General features: G+C 67.2%; 20 protein-coding genes and 1 tRNA gene. 10 read left to right on the forward strand and 11 right to left on the reverse strand.

Translation table 11 applies throughout. The features are described 5' to 3' along the window. Positions 1-53 precede the first annotated feature (53 nt). On the forward strand, positions 54-695 hold the full coding sequence (locus AAC691_RS14170; RefSeq protein WP_342627380.1) for an arylesterase: 642 nt from the start codon (positions 54-56) through the stop codon (positions 693-695). Between the two features lie 147 nt (positions 696-842). Next, the gene (locus AAC691_RS14175) at positions 843-1,265 is read left to right on the forward strand and encodes a DoxX family protein (RefSeq protein ID WP_342627381.1); all 423 of its coding nucleotides are present in this window, start codon (positions 843-845) and stop codon (positions 1,263-1,265) included. Between the two features lie 109 nt (positions 1,266-1,374). Here the strand turns inward: AAC691_RS14175 and AAC691_RS14180 are convergent, their stop codons facing one another. From AAC691_RS14180 to mnmE, 7 genes are all read right to left on the reverse strand, one after another. Next, on the reverse strand, positions 1,375-4,224 hold the full coding sequence (locus tag AAC691_RS14180) for a bifunctional YncE family protein/alkaline phosphatase family protein (RefSeq protein WP_342627382.1): 2,850 nt from the start codon (positions 4,222-4,224) through the stop codon (positions 1,375-1,377). Between the two features lie 159 nt (positions 4,225-4,383). After that, positions 4,384-4,459: transfer RNA gene (locus AAC691_RS14185), tRNA-Lys, on the reverse strand. Between the two features lie 86 nt (positions 4,460-4,545). Then, positions 4,546-5,481, reverse strand: a complete 936-nt coding sequence (locus tag AAC691_RS14190; protein WP_323989341.1) for a ParB/RepB/Spo0J family partition protein — start codon at positions 5,479-5,481, stop codon at positions 4,546-4,548. Then, a complete protein-coding gene (locus AAC691_RS14195) occupies positions 5,478-6,275 on the reverse strand; it encodes a ParA family protein (protein ID WP_176639979.1) in 798 nt (265 codons plus the stop codon). Before AAC691_RS14195 ends, AAC691_RS14190 begins: the two co-directional genes overlap by 4 nt. Before the next feature lie 4 nt (positions 6,276-6,279). After that, positions 6,280-6,903, reverse strand: a complete 624-nt coding sequence (gene rsmG / locus AAC691_RS14200; RefSeq protein ID WP_342627383.1) for a 16S rRNA (guanine(527)-N(7))-methyltransferase RsmG — start codon at positions 6,901-6,903, stop codon at positions 6,280-6,282. After that, a complete protein-coding gene (gene mnmG, locus AAC691_RS14205) occupies positions 6,900-8,762 on the reverse strand; it encodes a tRNA uridine-5-carboxymethylaminomethyl(34) synthesis enzyme MnmG (RefSeq protein ID WP_342627384.1) in 1,863 nt (620 codons plus the stop codon). The genes rsmG and mnmG overlap by 4 nt, the downstream gene beginning before the upstream one ends. A 16-nt stretch (positions 8,763-8,778) precedes the next feature. After that, positions 8,779-10,098 (reverse strand): tRNA uridine-5-carboxymethylaminomethyl(34) synthesis GTPase MnmE, encoded by a 1,320-nt coding sequence (gene mnmE / locus AAC691_RS14210; protein WP_342627385.1) that lies wholly within the window; start codon positions 10,096-10,098, stop codon positions 8,779-8,781. A 136-nt stretch (positions 10,099-10,234) separates the two neighbouring features. Here mnmE and AAC691_RS14215 point away from each other — a divergent pair, with 136 nt between their 5' ends. Together AAC691_RS14215 and AAC691_RS14220 are read left to right on the forward strand one after the other, a co-directional pair. Next, entirely contained in the window at positions 10,235-10,708 is a 474-nt protein-coding gene (locus tag AAC691_RS14215; RefSeq protein ID WP_176638929.1) for a methylated-DNA--[protein]-cysteine S-methyltransferase, read from the forward strand. Positions 10,709-10,751: 43 nt separating this feature from the next. Beyond that, the gene (locus AAC691_RS14220) at positions 10,752-11,723 is read left to right on the forward strand and encodes a quinone oxidoreductase (RefSeq protein WP_342627386.1); all 972 of its coding nucleotides are present in this window, start codon (positions 10,752-10,754) and stop codon (positions 11,721-11,723) included. 27 nt (positions 11,724-11,750) lie between these two features. Here AAC691_RS14220 and AAC691_RS14225 read toward each other — a convergent pair whose 3' ends face one another. Continuing rightward, the gene (locus AAC691_RS14225; protein ID WP_342627387.1) at positions 11,751-11,900 is read right to left on the reverse strand and encodes a hypothetical protein; all 150 of its coding nucleotides are present in this window, start codon (positions 11,898-11,900) and stop codon (positions 11,751-11,753) included. Between AAC691_RS14225 and AAC691_RS14230 the strand changes: the two genes are divergently transcribed. Beyond that, a complete protein-coding gene (locus AAC691_RS14230) occupies positions 11,886-12,284 on the forward strand; it encodes a hypothetical protein (protein ID WP_342627388.1) in 399 nt (132 codons plus the stop codon). The genes AAC691_RS14225 and AAC691_RS14230 overlap by 15 nt on opposite strands. 46 nt (positions 12,285-12,330) lie before the next feature. Further along, positions 12,331-12,783: a Rid family hydrolase gene (locus tag AAC691_RS14235; protein ID WP_342627389.1), complete on the forward strand. Its 453-nt coding sequence runs from the start codon at positions 12,331-12,333 to the stop codon at positions 12,781-12,783. 254 nt (positions 12,784-13,037) lie between these two features. Here AAC691_RS14235 and AAC691_RS14240 read toward each other — a convergent pair whose 3' ends face one another. Both AAC691_RS14240 and AAC691_RS14245 read right to left on the reverse strand, forming a co-directional pair. Further along, on the reverse strand, positions 13,038-13,313 hold the full coding sequence (locus AAC691_RS14240; RefSeq protein ID WP_342627390.1) for a pentapeptide MXKDX repeat protein: 276 nt from the start codon (positions 13,311-13,313) through the stop codon (positions 13,038-13,040). A 123-nt stretch (positions 13,314-13,436) separates the two neighbouring features. Next, positions 13,437-13,679 carry a hypothetical protein gene (locus AAC691_RS14245; protein ID WP_342627391.1) on the reverse strand — a complete coding sequence of 81 codons (243 nt, stop codon included), beginning with the start codon at positions 13,677-13,679 and terminating at the stop codon, positions 13,437-13,439. Positions 13,680-13,832: 153 nt separating this feature from the next. On the opposite strand from AAC691_RS14245, the gene msrB reads away from it, so the two are divergent. The 4 genes from msrB to AAC691_RS14265 are packed head-to-tail and all read left to right on the forward strand — an operon-like array spanning position 13,833 to position 16,205. Next, positions 13,833-14,297: a peptide-methionine (R)-S-oxide reductase MsrB gene (gene msrB, locus AAC691_RS14250; RefSeq protein ID WP_323989332.1), complete on the forward strand. Its 465-nt coding sequence runs from the start codon at positions 13,833-13,835 to the stop codon at positions 14,295-14,297. Positions 14,298-14,309: 12 nt separating this feature from the next. Beyond that, positions 14,310-15,014 (forward strand): peptide-methionine (S)-S-oxide reductase MsrA, encoded by a 705-nt coding sequence (msrA, locus tag AAC691_RS14255; RefSeq protein ID WP_342627392.1) that lies wholly within the window; start codon positions 14,310-14,312, stop codon positions 15,012-15,014. 29 nt (positions 15,015-15,043) lie between these two features. Continuing rightward, positions 15,044-15,574, forward strand: a complete 531-nt coding sequence (locus tag AAC691_RS14260; RefSeq protein ID WP_342627393.1) for a sigma-70 family RNA polymerase sigma factor — start codon at positions 15,044-15,046, stop codon at positions 15,572-15,574. Beyond that, positions 15,564-16,205 carry a DUF1109 domain-containing protein gene (locus AAC691_RS14265; RefSeq protein ID WP_342627394.1) on the forward strand — a complete coding sequence of 214 codons (642 nt, stop codon included), beginning with the start codon at positions 15,564-15,566 and terminating at the stop codon, positions 16,203-16,205. Before AAC691_RS14260 ends, AAC691_RS14265 begins: the two co-directional genes overlap by 11 nt. A 24-nt stretch (positions 16,206-16,229) precedes the next feature. Here the strand turns inward: AAC691_RS14265 and yghU are convergent, their stop codons facing one another. Next, entirely contained in the window at positions 16,230-17,105 is an 876-nt protein-coding gene (gene yghU / locus AAC691_RS14270) for a glutathione-dependent disulfide-bond oxidoreductase (protein ID WP_342627395.1), read from the reverse strand. Positions 17,106-17,115: the final 10 nt, after the last annotated feature.

The raw sequence follows: 17,115 nt of genomic DNA on the forward strand, positions 1-17,115 counted from the left end.
ACACAGGGTGGGTCCGCCGTCTCAACGCTACATGGCGCGGGCGAATCGTCCGAATGGTTTTTGTGCTCGTGCTGGGTATGGGCGGCATGCCGGCGGGCGCGGCCGAACGGCCGGTGCGGATCCTGGCGCTGGGGGATTCGCTGACCGCCGGGTACGGGCTGGCGCATCGCGATGCCTTCGTGCCGCGCCTGCAGGCGGCGCTGGCAGCGCGCGGCGATGCGATCACCATCCTGGACGGCGGCGTGTCGGGCGATACCAGCGCCGACGCGCTGGCGCGGCTGGATTGGGCGCTGGGCGACCAGCCGGACGCCGTGATCGTGGAACTGGGCGGCAATGACGGGCTGCGCGGGCTGGACCCGGCGCGGATGGAGCGGAACCTGACGGCGATCCTGGACCGGCTGGCCCAGGCGCATCTGCCGGTGCTGCTGTCGGGGATGTATGCCCCGCCGAACATGGGCACCGCCTATGCCGGCGCCTTTCGCGCGGTGTTCGACCGGCTGTCGCGCCGGCCGGGCATTCTGTGGGACCCGTTCTTCCTGGACGGGGTGGCCACGCATCCGGACCTGGTGCAGGCCGACCATATCCATCCCGACCCGGCCGGGGTCGCGGTGATCGTGCGGCGGCTGGTGCCGGTGGTGGAGCGGTTAGCGCAGCAGGCACGGGCGGGGCGGGCCCTGTCCGGCGGTCCGGGATAGATCGGTAATTTTTGGAAACTATAGATTTACTTTGTTTCTATTTATCGGTTTCGATGATGCCGATACGGTTTCGAACAGAAGGACGGGGGCGAGAGACCGGCGCGAGGGGCGGCGGGACATGGCCCGGGAAAACTGGAGAGACCTGCGATGTTCACGATCAATGCGACGATGCGCGATGTCGTTCTGCTGCTGGCCCGCCTGCTGCTGGCGGTGCTGTTCCTGGTGATGGGCTGGGGCAAGCTGACCGATTTTTCGGGCGCGGTTGCCTATATGGCACAGACCCATGCCCCGTTCCCGGCGATTTCCGCCGCGGTGGCGACGGTGACCGAACTGGGGGCTGGCCTTGCGCTGCTGGCCGGGGCGCTGACGACGGAAGTGGCGCTGGCGCTGGCGGTCTATACGCTGGTGACCGGGCTGATCGGCCATCCGTTCTGGTCGATGTCGGGCATGATGCGCTATGACAACATGATCCATTTCTACAAGAATATCAGCATCGTCGGCGGCCTGCTGGCGCTGGCGGCGGTGGGGGCGGGCCGGTTCGCCGTCACCCGGCCCCGCGCGGCGGCCTGAAATCCGGACGCCGCCGGACCCGGCAGGGGTCACGGACCCCTGCACCTCATGACAAAAGCCCCCGGCCTTTGGCGAGGTCCAGGGGTGGACCCCCCGGGCGAACCCGGCATCAATCCGCCCGCATGCCGCGCCGCGACGGATAGGCCCGGCTGCCGTAGAGCCCCTGCCAGACCAACTGGTTGAACGCGACGGCGGGGATGCGGTCTTCCTGCGACCAGTCATAGCCTGCGGTGGCAAGGGCCCACCAGGTGGCGTCATGCGTGCTGCGCGGGGTCAGCGCCGCCTGGCGGCGGGGCGGGAGCGGCAGGTGCGTGGCGTAGAGATAGGCGGAGGGAATGGCGGTGAAGCGCCAGTCCTTCTGCCGCAGGTCGAACAGGTCGGTCATCGGGCGCTGATAGGCGTCGTTCACGTTCAGATGGTCGATGCCCAGGATGTCCTCGATCGTGCGCAGCATGTTGACCGTGGTGTAGCGGGTCGAGATGACGGCGTGGTGCCGGACATAGGGACCGACGACATAGGCGGTGGAGCGGTGGCCGTCGACATGGTCCGGACCGTCCTGGGCGTCGTCTTCCAGCACGAAGATCAGGGTCGAGTCCCGGTAGCGGCTGCGCGCCACCGCCTGGACCAGCAATCCGACCGCGTAGTCATTGTCGGCCTGTTGCAGTTCGGGCGTATCGACCCCGTCGATGGCGGTGGCGAAGCTGCCCATATGGTCGTGCATCAGCCGCACCAGGCTGAGGGCCGGCAGGCGGCCGTTTGCGACATAGGCGTCGAATTCGCGCCGCCATTCGCGCACGCGCAGCGTATCGGGAAAGGCGTTGTCGAAGCCGCGGAAATACGGGTCGGTCAGCGGGGCGAGGCGCGGGTTGCTGGGGAAGGCGACCCGCAGATGATGAGCGTGCGGATCGGGGTCCTCGGGGATCGGCGCGGCGTTTCGATCGGCCTGGCCGTAGCGGGACAGGTCGAGATAGAAGCCGTAATTGCGCACGCCGAGCCCCTTGCGTAGCGCGGCGTCCCAAAGATAGCCGTGCTGGATGTCCTCGGGCGTGTCGTCGTCGCCGGGGCCGTCGACCGCGTCTTCGTCATGAGTGCCGGGCAGCAGGTCGGGATCGGCGGGCAGGGCCGGTTCGGCGGCGCGGCGTTCGGCCGGGGCGGCGATGCCGACATCGACGCCGCGATTCTGGCCTTCCGGGTCATAGACCATGTGGGTGGGGCGGCCGGCATAGGCGAGCGGGATCGTCTTCTCGTTGAAATCGCTTTCGCGGGCGGCGGTGCTCCATTGCCAGCCATTGCCGCTGACCTCGCCGGACGTCAAAAAATTGTCCAGCGTGACGAAATTGCCGGCCATGGCATGGAAGTTCGGCGTGATCGGCGCGCCGAATTCGGTGATTGCGGCATCGCCGTTGCCGGGCGACAGGTCGCCCAGGATCTGGTCGTAGGTGCGGTTTTCCTTGACGATATAGATGACGTGGCGGATGCGCGCGCGCAGGGCGGCCATCATCCGCTGGTCGGACTCCGGCGGACGGGCGGTGAAGCCGTCATTGGCGGCGACCTGGCGGGTCAGTTCGTCCTGGTCATGGTCGGAGGGGATGGGTTCGGCCAGCAGGCCGGCGGCTTCGAGCGCTAGCACGCCCTGGTTGCGGCGGCAGGCGGCGAGGAAGGACGGGGCGGGTTGGATGCGCTTTGCGGCGGTGGCGCAATTGCCCGGATTGGGGCCGGGGTCGCTTTTGCCGTTGATCGCGTAGAGCCAGCCATCGGCCAGCGCCACGTCATTGGGGTACCAGCCGGTGGGCAGCAGGGCCAGGGTGCGGCCCCGCCCCGTGCTTCCCTTGTCCGCCAGGGCCACCACGGCGATCGCGTTTTCGCCGCCCAGGCTGACATAGAGCCGGGTTTCGTCATCGGAGAGCGCCAGCGCATTGGGGGCGGCGCCGCGATAGCGTTCGCGCGCCGGCATCAATCCGGGCGGTGCCGCGACCGGGATGCGGCCGATGACGACATTGCGGGCGGTGTCGATGACATGGACGGAATCGTCGTTGTCGGCGGCGACATAGAGCCGGGTGCGCGCGTGGTTCATGACCATGCGGGTCGGATTGCCCATGACCGGAATCCGGGCGGCGACCCGGGCCGTATCCGGAGTGGCGCCGAAGGCGACCAGGTCGATTTCCCGGTCGCGCAGGCTGCCGACATAGGCGCTGGCGGCGTCGCGCGCCACCACCCAGAACGGGGTTTCGCCGCCCGGTACCCCGGTGCGGGCCGGGATTTCGGTGCCGGGGCGCAGGTCGCGCTCGGCGATGACCCGGTGCCGGGCGAGATCGACCAGCGACAGGCTGTCATTGAACAGATTGGCGACGAACAGGCGGGTGCCGTCGGGGCTGACCGCCAGCCCGGCGGTGCTGGGAGATTGTTTCAGGCCATGGGCCTGGACGCCGTGGCCGAGCGCGATCGGCGGGCCGGCAGCGACCCAGCCGCGGGCGGCGCGGGTAAAGGCGAGGACCGAATCCCCGCCGCCGGTGCCGACATAGAGCGATTGCCCGTCGGGCGCGAACGCCATGCCGGCATAGGCGGTGGGCACGCGCAGGACCTGCCGCTGGACGGGGACGTGGGCGGTGATGTCGTAGAGGAAGACATATTCGGACGACAGCGCCGGATCGGGCTTGCCGTCCGTGCCGTAGGTCGTGTTGTAGCCGCTGGTCAGCACCGCCAGCGTGCGGCGGTCGGGGCTGAGGGCGGTGGTGATGGCCTGGCCGGCCAGGATATGCGGGGCATCGGGCCGGTCGGCGGGCCTGCCCGGGTCGAGTGTCCGGAAAATGGCGCCGGTCGCGGCCGCCGGCGTGAGGAACTGGCCGGACGGCAGGCGGGGTGCTTGCGCCGCGTCGTCGTCATCGGCCCGCGCCGAGGCCGGCGGGACGAGCCAGATGGTAACGAGCAGAGCCGTCGTCAGGCGGCGCCATGCGGACATGCCGGTTTCCTTCCCTTTCATGTGGGCCCTTTCATGCGGGCGGGCGCGGCCCCGCCGATGCCCCATGGATAGGGAAGAACAGGGGACGTGTCGCCAGGTCCGGTGGGACCGACATGAATTCTTCATGGAAGGATGGGGCCGGATTGTCCGGAGACTCCATGGTGGGCGCACAAGGACTCGAACCTTGGACCCGCTGATTAAGAGTCAGCTGCTCTACCAACTGAGCTATGCGCCCATGGAGTGGTCCCTTTCGGGTGACGCGCTTCTAACAGCACGTCCCCGGGAGGGCAAGCGGTTTTATCGAAAAAAATGCCTGCCGTATCAGGTGTTCAGCCGGGCGAGGACCGAGTCGAACTGGTCGAGCGAATTATACTGGATGCGGATCGAGCCGCCCTTGCCGTCGAAGGCGATCTGGACCTTGAGCCCCAGGCGGGAGGACAGGTCGCGTTCCAGGACCTGGATTTCCGGATCCTTGCGTTCGGCCGGCTTGGCCGGGACGGCCTGGGCCTGGCGGACGGCTTTCTGGATCAGGGCCTCGGTCTGGCGGACATTCAGGCCCTGTTCCAGCACGATCTTCAGCGCCGCGACCGGGTCGGGATGGGCCAGCAGGGCACGGGCGTGGCCGGCCGTCAGCTTGCCGTCGCGCAGGGCCGCGCGCACCGGGGCAGGCAGGTTGAGCAGGCGGACCATGTTGGCGACGTGCGAGCGCGACTTGCCCAGCGCGCCGGCCAGTTCTTCCTGCGTCAGGCCGTGATCCCGCAGCAGGCGCTGCAGGCCCTCGGCCTCTTCGATCGCATTGAGGTCGGCGCGCTGGAGGTTCTCCACCAGGGCGGCGGCCATGGCGTCGCCGTCATCGAGGATGCGGATATGGACCGGGACCTCGTGCAGCGCGGCCATCTGGGCGGCGCGCCAGCGGCGTTCGCCGGCGATGATCTGGTAGGTGGTGTCGCGTTCGGGGTGCGGACGGACCAGGATCGGCTGGAGGATGCCGCGGGTGCGGATGGAATCGGCCAGTTCGGCCAGGGCCTCGGGCTCCATCGCCTGGCGCGGCTGGAAGGGGCCGGGCTCCAGCAAATCGACGGGCAGGGTGGCCGGGCGGTCGCGTTCGGGCCGGGGGGCGCCAGGGGGGGCGCCAGGGAGAGCACCGGAGGGCGTGCCAGGGAGAGCGCCTGGCGCGATGGCCGGCGGCTGTTCGCCCAGCAGGGCGGCAAGGCCGCGCCCCAGGCGCGGGCGGGCCTGGTCCTTCTTGGTGCTCATGCCCCGATCGCCTTCTTGCTGGTGAGGCCCAGGCGGGTGACCAATTCGTCGGCCATGGCCTGATAGGCCGCGGCGCCGCTGGATTTCGGGTCATAGGCCATGGCCGGGCGGCCGTGGCTCTGGGCCTCGGAGATGCGGATATTGCGCGGGATCAGCGTGTCCATCACCTGCGCGCCGAAGAAGCCGCGCGCGTCCTCGGCCACCAGTTCGGAGAGATTGTTGCGCCGGTCATACATGGTCAGCACGATGCCCGCGACATGCAGCCCGCCATTGAAGGCGCGGCGCACCCGATCGACCGTGCGCACCAATTGGCTGATGCCTTCCAGCGCGAAGAATTCGCATTGCAGAGGGACCACGACCCCGGTGGCGGCGACCAGCGCGTTCAGGGTCAGCAGGCCCAGGCTGGGCGGGCAATCGACCAGGATGACGTCGAAGCCGCCGCTGATGCGGGCGATCGCGTCGCGCAGGCAGAATTCGCGCCGGTCCTGGGCGACCAGTTCGAGTTCGGCGCCCGCCAGTTCGGTATCGGCGGCGATGATCGACAGGCCGGGGATTTCGGTGGCCTGGATCAGCGATGCGGATGCGGTGTCGTCGGTCAGCAGGGCATAGCTGCCGAGGCGGCGGGAATCATAGCCCACGCCGAGGCCCGTCGAGGCATTGCCCTGCGGGTCGAGATCGATCAGCAGGACGGAGAAACCCTGCGCCGCCAGGCCGGCGGCCAGGTTGATGGCTGTCGTCGTCTTGCCGACGCCGCCCTTCTGGTTGGCGAGGGCGAGAATATGAGGAGCGCGCACGCCGTCAGCCCTGTGCGCGTTCTGAGTGTCTGGCACGCCTGATGTTACCCAGTTTGAGAATGGTGCCGTCCGCGTTCGTGCGGCTCGGCAATCGGGATATGGTCATGTGCCAGCCGGCGGCGGCCGCGGTCAACTCATCGGTGACGTTTCTGCCCTTGAGGAACAGACAAAATCCGTCCGGAGCCAGGAAACGGGATGCCCAGTCGAGCAGTTGCGGCAGGGCGGCGAGCGCGCGGGCGGTGACGACCTGCACCTGGGGGATGTCGGCGTCCTCGATCCGGGAGGCCAGCACGGTGACGCTGGTGCCGGTGGCGCGCGCGGCCTCACGCAGGAAGGCGGCCTTGCGCTGGTCGGATTCGATCAGGGTAACGTCGGTCCCGGTCGCGATCGCGATGATAAGGCCCGGGAAGCCGCCGCCGGAGCCCAGGTCGGCCAGGCGCGCGCCGGGCGGGACCAGGTCGGCCAGTTGCAGGCTGTCGGCGATATGGCGGTCCCACAGGTGGGGCAGATCGCGCGGCGAGACGAGATTGATGCGGGCGTTCCAGCGGGTGAGGATGGCGGCGAACGCATCGAGCCGGCGGCGCAGATCGTCGGGCATCGCGTCCTGATGTTTCACGTGAAACGTCATGCCGCCTGCCGCAAATGAGAGAGCAGCGCCATCAGCGCCGAGGGGGTGATGCCGGGAATGCGCTGGGCTGCGCTGAAGCTGGCGGGGCGGGCGGCGGCCAGGCGTTCCTGCATTTCGATGCTGAGGCCGCCGATGCGGCGATAATCGAGATCGGGCGGCAGGGCGATGCGGGTTTCGGCCTCGAGCTGGCGGATTTCGCGCTGCTGGCGGAGCAGGTAGCCGCTATAGCGGGATTCGGTCTCCACATGGCGGCGGACGCGCGAGTCGAGGGCGGCGAACCAGGGCGCGATGCGGTCGATGGCGTCGGGAGTGGCGGTGGTGGCCAGCACGTCGCGCAGGCTGCGCCGCCTGCCGTCGGCCGAGACGGCGATTCCGGCCTGGTGCAGGGCGTCGGGCAGGTAGCTTTCCTGCCCCGCCCTGTCCATGGCCTGGGCGATGGCGGCCGCATCGGAATGGAACAGGGCGGCGCGGGCGGCACCGACACAGCCCCAGCCGATGCCGCGTCCGGTCAGGCGCAGGTCGGCATTGTCGGCGCGCAGGCTGAGCCGGTACTCGGCGCGTGAGGTGAACATGCGATAGGGTTCGGAGACGCCCTGGGTCGTCAGGTCGTCGATCATCACCCCCAGATAGGCGCTGCCGCGATCGATGGTGACGCAGTCGGCGCCACCGGCGCGGCGAGCGGCATTGATGCCGGCCAGCAGGCCCTGGGCGCCGGCTTCCTCATACCCCGTGGTGCCGTTGATCTGGCCGGCCAGGAACAGGCGGGGCAGCGCGAGCAGTTCCAGGGTCGGGGCCAGGGCGCGCGGATCGACATAATCATATTCCACGGCATAGCCCGGGCGGACGATGGTGCAGCGCTCCAGGCCGGGGATCGAATGGATCATCCGTTCCTGGATATCGGCCGGCAGGCTGGTGGAGATGCCGTTGGGATAGACCAGATCGCCGCCCGGATTGCCCGGCAGGGCCTCGGGTTCGAGGAAGATCTGGTGGCTGTCGCGTTCGGCGAAGCGGACCACCTTGTCCTCGATCGACGGGCAGTAGCGCGGGCCGCGTCCGGCGATTGCCCCGCCATAGACGGCCGAGAGATGCAGATGGTCGCGGATCAGTGCATGGGTCCGCGGCGTGGTGGCGGTGATCCGGCAGGCGATCTGCGGGTTGGCGATCCGGCCGGTCAGGCGGCTGAACGGTTCGGGGCATGCGTCGCCCCGATCCTCGGCCAGAGCGTCCCAGTCGATGGTGGCGCGATCCAGCCGGGCCGGCGTGCCGGTCTTGAGCCGGCCCATCGGCAGGCCGAGCGCCTGCAGCCGTTCGCCGAGCGCGTGGGCCGGGGCCTCGCCCACCCGGCCGGCGGGGCGGCTGTCATGGCCGATATGGATGACGCCGCGCAGGAAGGTGCCGGCGGTCAGCACCACCGCGCCGGCGGCGAAGCGGCGTCCGTCCTCGCACACCACGCCGGCGGCGTGTCCGGCCTGGTCCAGGATGAGGTCGCCGGCCGCGCCCTCGACGATGGCGAGACCGGGGGTCTCGGCCAGCAGGTCCTGGATCGCGCGGCGATAGAGCGAACGGTCGGCCTGGGCGCGCGGGCCGTGCACCGCCGGGCCCTTGGAGCGGTTGAGCAGCTTGAAATGGATGCCGGCGCGATCGGCGGCGCGGCCCATCAGCCCGTCCAGCGCATCGATTTCGCGCACCAGATGGCCCTTGCCGATGCCGCCGATGGCCGGGTTGCACGACATGGCGCCGATCGTGTCGCGGCGATGGGTCAGCAGCATCGTGCGCGCGCCGCAGCGCGCGGCGGCAGCGGCGGCCTCGCACCCCGCATGGCCGCCGCCGATCACGATGACGTCATATTCGCCGCTCACCCCTGCCCGCTCCTTCCTATTTGCCGATGCAGAACTGGCCGAACACGGTGTCGAGCAGATCCTCGACATCGACCCGGCCGGTCAGGCGCCCCAGGGCGCGCATCGCCAGGCGCAGTTCCTCGCCCCGCATCTCTGGCCAGTCCATATCGAGTGCATGGGCCAGATGGCCAGCGCTTTCTTCAATCGCGGCACGATGGCGGGCCCGCGTCAGCGGCGGCCCGGCCCGGGATGCGGTCAAGGCGCGGGCACGGTCGGCCAGGGCGGCGCGCAGAGCGTCCATGCCGGTACCCTGGCGGACGCTGACGGCCAGGGCGCCCTCGGGGGATTGGTGCCGGGCGTGTTCGGCGAGGTCGATCTTGTTGCGCACCAGGAGGGCGCCGGGCGGGAGGTCCGACGGAGGCGCCGTGCCGTCGGTCACGGCGATCACGCAATCGGCCTGTTTCACGTGAAACAGGGCGCGGCGGACGCCCTCGGCCTCGATCTCGTCTTCGGTCTCGCGCAGGCCGGCGGTGTCGATCAGGGTGACGGGCACGTCGCCCAGCACCACCCGGATTTCGATCGCATCGCGGGTGGTGCCGGCGATCGAGGAGACGATCGCGGCGTCGCGTTCGGCCAGCGCGTTCAGCAGGCTGGATTTGCCGACATTGGGCGGCCCGACAATGGTGAAGACCAGGCCGCGCCGCAGTTTCTCGCCCCGGCCGGCATCGTCCAGATGGGCCCGCATCGCGTCGCGCAAGGCGGCCAGTTCGGCCAGCAGGGCGGATTCGACTTCGGGCGGCAGGTCTTCGTCGGGGAAGTCGATCAGGGCTTCCTGATGGGCCAGCGCGGTGCGCAGGCGGTCGGCCCAGCCTTCATAGAGACGGCTGAGCGTGCCGTCGGCCTGGCCCAGGGCCTGGCGGCGCTGGGCCTCGGTTTCCGCGTCGATCAGGTCGGCGATGCCTTCGGCCTCGATCAGGTCGAGGCGGCCGTTGGCGAAGGCGCGGCGGGTGAATTCGCCCGGTTCGGCCGGACGGGCGCCCAGCGCCACCAGCGCGTCGGCGACCCCGGCGATGACCGCCGGGCCGGCATGCAGATGGAGTTCGGCGCTGTCCTCGCCGGTATAGGAGCGCGGGGCGGGAAACCACAGGACGAGGGCGCGGTCCAGCAGGACCGGTTCGGCACCTGCCGCACGGCGCCAGAGCCCGCGCAGCGATGCCTGGCGCGGTTCCGGCAGGGTGCCGCACAGGGCGCGCAGGATCGGGCCGGTGCCGGTGCCGCTGAGGCGCAGTACGGCGATGGCCGCGCGCCCTGCCCCGGTCGCCAGCGCGAAGATGGGCGCCTGGCCTGTCTGCGTCATGCTGCCTGGGTCCTTTCTGGTTGCGGCGCTTCGGTTGCGGGTGCTCGCACCCTGTTGCATGTCGCATCCGGCGGCGGAAGAGTACAAAATGCGCAGCCAGAACGATATTGGGACGGGCCGGGCCCGGGATCATACTATGCCGCAACTTTCGATGCATTCGCCGCTGGGCGATCTGACCCTGACCGAGGAAGACGGGGCGATCGTCGCCCTGGATTGGGGCTGGGGGCGCGACCAGGACGAGACGCACCTGCTCCGTGCGGCGTGCGACCGGCTGGATGCGTATTTCGACGGGGCGGCGGATGATTTCTCCGACCTGGTGCTGGCCCCGTACGGCACGCCCTATCGGCGTGCGGTGTGGCAGGCGCTGCGGGCGATCCCGCCGGGACAGACCCGGACCTATCGCGACATCGCGCAGGTGGCCGGCGGGTCGCCGCGTTCGGTCGGGCAGGCCAATGGCGCCAACCCGATTCCGATCCTGATCCCGTGCCATCGGGTGGTCGCCGCCCGGGGGCTGGGCGGCTATTCGGGCGATGGCGGGCTGGCGGACAAATTGTATCTGCTGGAATTGGAGCGGGCGCCGATCCCGGCGCATCCGGCCGATCTGTTTTAAGACAAATCTTTATCCGAACCTGAAATTCAAGGGAGAAATTGCGATGTACAGGGCAGTGCGCATCCATGATTACGGCGGACCCGAGGTCTTGACGCTGGACATGCTGCCCGACCCGGTGCCCGGACGGGGCGAGATCCTGCTGCGGCAGGAGGCGATCGGGGTCAATTTCATCGACATCTATTTTCGCAAGGGGATCTACAAGCTGCCGTCCCTGCCCGCCGTTCCGGGCATGGAGGGCGCGGGCGTGGTGGAGGCGGTGGGCGCGGACGTGACCGGCCTGGCGCCCGGCGATCGCGTGGCCTATCCCAGCGCGCTGGGCAGCTATGCCGAATTGCGCACCATCGCGGCGGACCGGGTGGTGACCCTGCCGCCGGATATCGGCTTCGATACGGCGGCGGCGGCGATGCTGCGTGGGCTGACGGTGCATATGCTGCTGCAAGAGGTGTACCAGGCCAAGGCCGGGGAGACGATCCTGGTGCATGCGGCGGCGGGGGGTGTCGGGCTGCTGATGTGCCAGTGGGCGCGGCATCTGGGGCTGCGGGTGATCGGCGTGGTCTCGTCCGAGGACAAGGGCGAGCTGGCGCGGCAGAACGGCGCCGCCGAGATTCTGGTCGGGCATGACAATCTGGCGGCGCGAGTGCGCAAGCTGACCGACGGCGCGATGGTGCCGGTGGTCTATGACAGCGTGGGCAAGGAGACGTTCGTCGCCAGCCTGGATTGCCTGGCGCCGCGCGGGCTGATGGTCAGTTACGGCAACGCCTCGGGCGAGGTGACGGGGATATCGGCGGGCATGCTGGCCACGCGCGGCAGCCTGTACCTGACCCGGCCGACGCTTGCGACCTATATCGCGCAACGCCCGGCCCTGCTGAAGGGCGCGGCCGCGTTGTTCGACATGATCGGACAGGGGGCGCTGGCGGTGAGGATCGGCCAGCGTTTCGCCCTGGCCGAGGCCGCCGCCGCCCAGCAGGCGCTGGAGGCGCGGGCGACGACGGGCAGCACGATCCTGGTGCCGTAGCCCGGCCGGGCTGCCCTGTCCGGCAGGTCAAGTCGGTCCGGCGTGCAGGCGGGGTGTGCCGAGCTTGAACCAGGCTTGATGGATTTTCGCGTCTTTCACTTGATAGATCGCGATCACGTCGATCTCGCCCGGACCTTCGGGGAAGGTTCGGGAGACGATTTCATGATCGAGGACCATGGCGACGACGCTGCGGTGCAGCAGCCTGCCGCACAGGTTCGGTTCCTGGAAGCGCGCGATGTGGCGGGCCCGGATTTCGGCGGCGCCGTCGGCCAGCAGGCGAGCGGAGAATTCGTAATATTTGCAGTCTGCGGCCCACCATTTCATGAAAGCGTCGATATCGCGGGCGTTATAGGCTTCGAGCTAATTTTTTACGGGAAGCGCGGTGTCGTGTATGTCTTCACTGGTCGTCATTTGCTCGTTTTGATCGCCAATTACGACGCACAGCCATGGTTGTCGCGATCCAAAATGCGCATGCGACGGAGAAGCCTGCAACGGCACCATATTTGTTGGTACACCAAGAAAAAAACTTGCGAGCGCAGCAAAGAACTTTTTATAAAGTAATCGTAATGATACGGTATTTCCATAAATTTTTTATAAAGAGGTAATCATGCGCTACGTTGCTCCCGCTCTCCTTGCAATGCTGCTCGCCACCGCATCGCAGGCCGCGACAAAGGTTAAGCATTTTGCGCCCGAGGGAGTGCCGGCGAGTCTGACCAATGCTCCGCCATTTAGCGGCGCCGTTTTAGCCGGTAATACCCTCTATATCGCCGGTACTACCGACCATGACCCTGCTACAGGTAAACCGGGTGCCGACGCGACAATTGGCGCTAAAATGGTGCTTGATAGCATCAAAAAGACTGTCGAAAATGCCGGCCTCACCATGGACGACCTCGTATGGGTACAGATCTTTGCTTCTGATATTAAAGATTTCGCGGCGTTCAACGCCGTCTATCGGACCTATTTCAAAGGATCAATGCCGGCTCGCGCTTTCATCGGAGCGCGCAGCCTGCTGGGTGGCGCGCATTTTGAGGTGATGGGTATCGCCGTCAAATCGAAGTAATCATCAAGTACTAAGGCCATTTATATAGAGATGGTGGAGCGTTTTATTCCGTCGCTTCGACGCAACTGATGGCCTTGGTCAGCCTCAAGCGTCAGCGCCTTACCAAGAATTTGGAAAGAGCGTAATGCGGCGGCGGAAGTCCGCTTCTGGAGAAAAATTTGAAAAAGCGGGCTTTAAAACTGGCGGGCGAACGACGAGCGAATAAAAAGACTCCCTCGGCGATCGCCCCCCAAGTCAGATAATGCGATAGCCTGTCAGTTGGGCTTGGACATACCGTCATGTGATGGCGCCATCATCATGCCGTCATGGCTCATCGAATCCTTGGACATCGAATTTTTCGCCATGCCGTGATGGGTGATGTCCGCGTGTTTCCCCATGCCGTCTTTCGACATGGTGTTCGACGCCATCCTGTCGTGCGACATGGCATTTCTGGACATGCTGTTATGCATCATCGCGTCATGCGACATGCTATCCTGCGCAACCGCGGCGCCCACGACGGCGATATTGGAACAAAATGCGGCGGCGACCATGAGACGGCGAATGACCATGAAGCTTCTCCTCAATTGAAAAACAGTTCTGCGGGATAGGCCATTCCATCCCACTGTCCTGTTCTTCGCTTGCAGGAGGACGGAGGTTACAGAGGGCGGATTATTTTACGATCCGCAAGCGGCACGCCGGACCAGCAGCCGATCGCGCTCCTGCCCTTCACGCAGATGCCAGGCGATCCCGCGGGCAAGCCGTCCCCCCAAGGTCATCCACAGCGGAAAGGTGAACGGCAGGATGGGCGAGGCATTGTAGATCTGCCACCCGCTACCAATCATGGCGAGCATCGACGGCGCGCCGATCCGGTGGGTGATCCTGATGACAAGCGCGGGCGTGCGGCGCGGTCGGGGCATCTGCGGGGCCTCCTGGGAATGAGGTCGGTCCGTTCGTCCCGTGCCCGCGAATGGTTACAGGCTCATGCGAAAAGATAGTCCGCCGCCGTCCGTAACCGATGGCCCCGGCACGCCGAAGAACCGGGCACCCTGTCACCGTGAAGGAGCGGTTCCATGACCTCCCGCCGCCAGTTCTGCCTTGCCTCGGTCGCGTTCCTGCTGGCCGCGCGCCCCGGCCGCGCCGCGCCGTCCTATGCCGTCTCGCATTCGGACGCGGAATGGCGCCGCCTGCTGACGCCCGCGCAATACGAGGTGCTGCGCGAAGCGGGCACCGAAGCGCCGTGGTCGAGCCCCCTTCTGAACGAACATCGACCTGGCCGCTTCGCCTGCGCCGGCTGCGACACCGCCGCGTTCGACGCCGCCACGAAATTCGAAAGCGGCACCGGCTGGCCGAGTTTCTACCGCGCCCTGCCGCATGCCGTGCAGGAGCGCGCCGACAACACGCTCGGTATGGATCGGACCGAGGTGCTGTGCGCGACCTGCGGCAGCCATCTCGGCCATGTTTTCGACGACGGCCCGCCGCCTACGGGCCTGCGCTACTGCATGAACGGCGTCGCCCTGTCGTTCCACCCGGCCTGAGAGGATCCAATCATGACACGGTCAGGAATACTCTGCATCTCCCTCATTGTCATGGGTGCGCTCGGCATGGCGTGCCAGGCCGCGGAAACGCCGTTCGCAACGCGTCTGCCGCCGCCGGCAGCCGCCCAAGCGCCCGCGACGATCCATCATGCCACCGCCGTCTTCGCCGGAGGATGTTTCTGGGGCGTCCAGAGCGTCTTCCAGCACGTACGCGGCGTCACCGCGACGCGTGCGGGATATGACGGCGGGACGAAGGACACCGCCGAATACGAGACGGTCGAAGGCGGCGATACGGGGCACGCGGAATCGGTTGTGGTCGAGTACGATCCGACGCAGGTCAGCTACGGCACGCTGATGCGTATCTTCTTCTCCGTCGCGCTGGACCCCACACAGGTGAACAGGCAATTTCCGGACGTCGGCAGCCAGTACCGCTCGGTCCTGTTCACGCGCACTCCGGAGCAGGAGACGGAGGCGCGCGCCTATATCCGGCAACTGAACGCCGCGCATGTCTTCGCGCGTCCGATCGCGACGCAGGTCGTCCCGGACCATGGCTTCTATCCGGCCGAGGATTATCACCAGAATTTCGCGGCGCGTTATCCGGAAAATTCCTATATCGCAACGTATGATGCCCCTCGGATCGAGGCGCTGAAGATGGTATACGGCGCGTACTATCGCGATCGCCCGATCCTGACGCTTGCCGCGCCCGGCGGACCGTAAGGGCAGGGGCGGCAGGAACAGGAGCGAGAGTGACGGAAGCCGAATGGAGTCACTGGATGGCGGCAGCCCAGCAGGGCGACGCCAATGCCTATCGGCTTGTGCTCGCCGAGGCCGCTGCGTGGCTGAGGCGTTTCTTCCTCCGGCGGCTGCCGCCCCCCATGGTCGATGACGCCGTGCAGGACACGCTGCTCGCGGTGCATGAAAAACGCCACACGTTCGATCCCTCGCAGGGATTCGGGCCGTGGCTGGCCGCGATCGCGCGCCATAAATGGATCGACCGGCTGCGGGCCGAGAACCGGGCGGACATGGTGCCGATCGAAGACGATCTGGCGATTTCCGATCACGAGGAACGAGTCACCACGACCCATGCGCTGGAACGTCTGCTCGGCATGCTGAAGCCGGCGCAGGCCGAGGTCATCCGGCTGGTGAAGCTGCAGGGATTCAGCATCGAGGAGGCAGCGCGGCGCACCGGACAATCCGCTGCCCTGGTCAAGGTCAATATTCACCGCGGGCTGGGACGGATGAACGACATGGTGATACGAGGTGGTGATGTCGACTGATCCCCTGATCGACCGGCTCGCGACCGATCTGCGTCCGGTCAGGCGGCGGACGCCCTGGCGTGACGCGGCCATACTTCTGGTCCTCGGCATCAGCGAGGTCGCCTGGGTGATAATGACGGGCTTGATGCGCCCGGATATGCCGCATGCGATGCATATGCCCAGCTTCTGGTGGAAAACCGCCGGTCTTGCGGCGCTCGCTTCCATCAGCGGCGTCACCGCGCTGCTCTCGCTCAGCCCGACGCACTCGCCGCGGCGCGGTCTGCGCGTCGTCGGCGGCGTGGCGTTCGTCATGCTGGGTCTGGGGTGGCTGGTCGATGCCCTGCAGGCTGGTCCGGCCGTTCTGTGGCACCGGCTGGACCCGGCGCACGGCCTGGTCTGCGCGCGCAAGATCGTCGAGCTTTCCCTGCCCGTCGCCCTGGCGCTCGGCCTGCTGGCAAGGCGTGGCGCACCGACCGATTCCCGCGGCACGGCATGGGCCGCGGGAATCGCCGCGTCCGCCTTCGGTGCGCTGACCTTCGCATTGGCCTGCCCGTTCGACGATCCGCTCTATCTGGCGGTATGGTACCTGTCGGCCGGCGTCGTCGTCACCCTTGCGACACGTCTTATCCTGCCATTGCTGACGCGGTGGTAGAAGGCAGGCCGTGATGGACGCGCATCAAGGCGCGTCCGTGATCCTATCCTGCGTTTTCGTATCGAAATCGCTGGCGTCGTGCCGCTCATGAAGCTGGTCCGATAACGCCCCGCTGGTACGGTTGACCTTGCGACCGCGCCGGACCGCTGGACGGGCGAAGACCTGATCGGCCCAGCGCAGCACGTCCCTGTAATCCTGTACCGAGAGAAACTCCGCCGCGCCGTACTGCCAGCCCTTCACCAGGCCGCCATACCACGGCCAGATCGCCATATCGGCGATCGTATATTCGGCACCGGCGACGAATTCGTTTTCCGCCAGCCGGCGGTCGAGAACGTCGAGCTGACGTTTGACTTCCATCGCATAGCGATTGATCGGATATTCCAGCTTCGTCGGCGCATAGGCGTAGAAATGGCCGAACCCGCCGCCCAGGAACGGTGCCGACCCCATCTGCCAGAACAGCCAGGACAGCGTCTCGGCACGCGCGGGCTGCTCCTTCGGCAGGAAGGCGTCGAACTTCTCCGCGAGATAGAGCAGGATCGCCCCGGATTCGAAGACGCGAACCGGCGTCGCGCCGCTGCGATCCATCAGTGCCGGAATCTTGGAATTGGGATTGATATCGACGAAACCTGACCCGAACTGATCGCCCTCGCCGATCCGGATCAGCCACGCATCATATTCGGCGCCTGCATGCCCGAGCGCCAGCAACTCCTCGAGCATGATGGTGACTTTCTGTCCGTTCGGCGTGCCGAGCGAATAGAGCTGCAGCGGATGCCGGCCGACGGGAAGCGCCTTCTCATGGGTCGGCCCGGCGATCGGGCGGTTGATGCTGGCGAAGGTACCGCCGCTGGCCTTGTCCCAGGTCCAGACCCTGGGCGGGATGTAATCGGTATCGTCGGTCATCAGATGCTCT

This window comes from Nguyenibacter vanlangensis (genome assembly GCF_038719015.1).
GTDB classification, from domain to species: Bacteria; Pseudomonadota; Alphaproteobacteria; order Acetobacterales; family Acetobacteraceae; genus Gluconacetobacter; species Gluconacetobacter vanlangensis.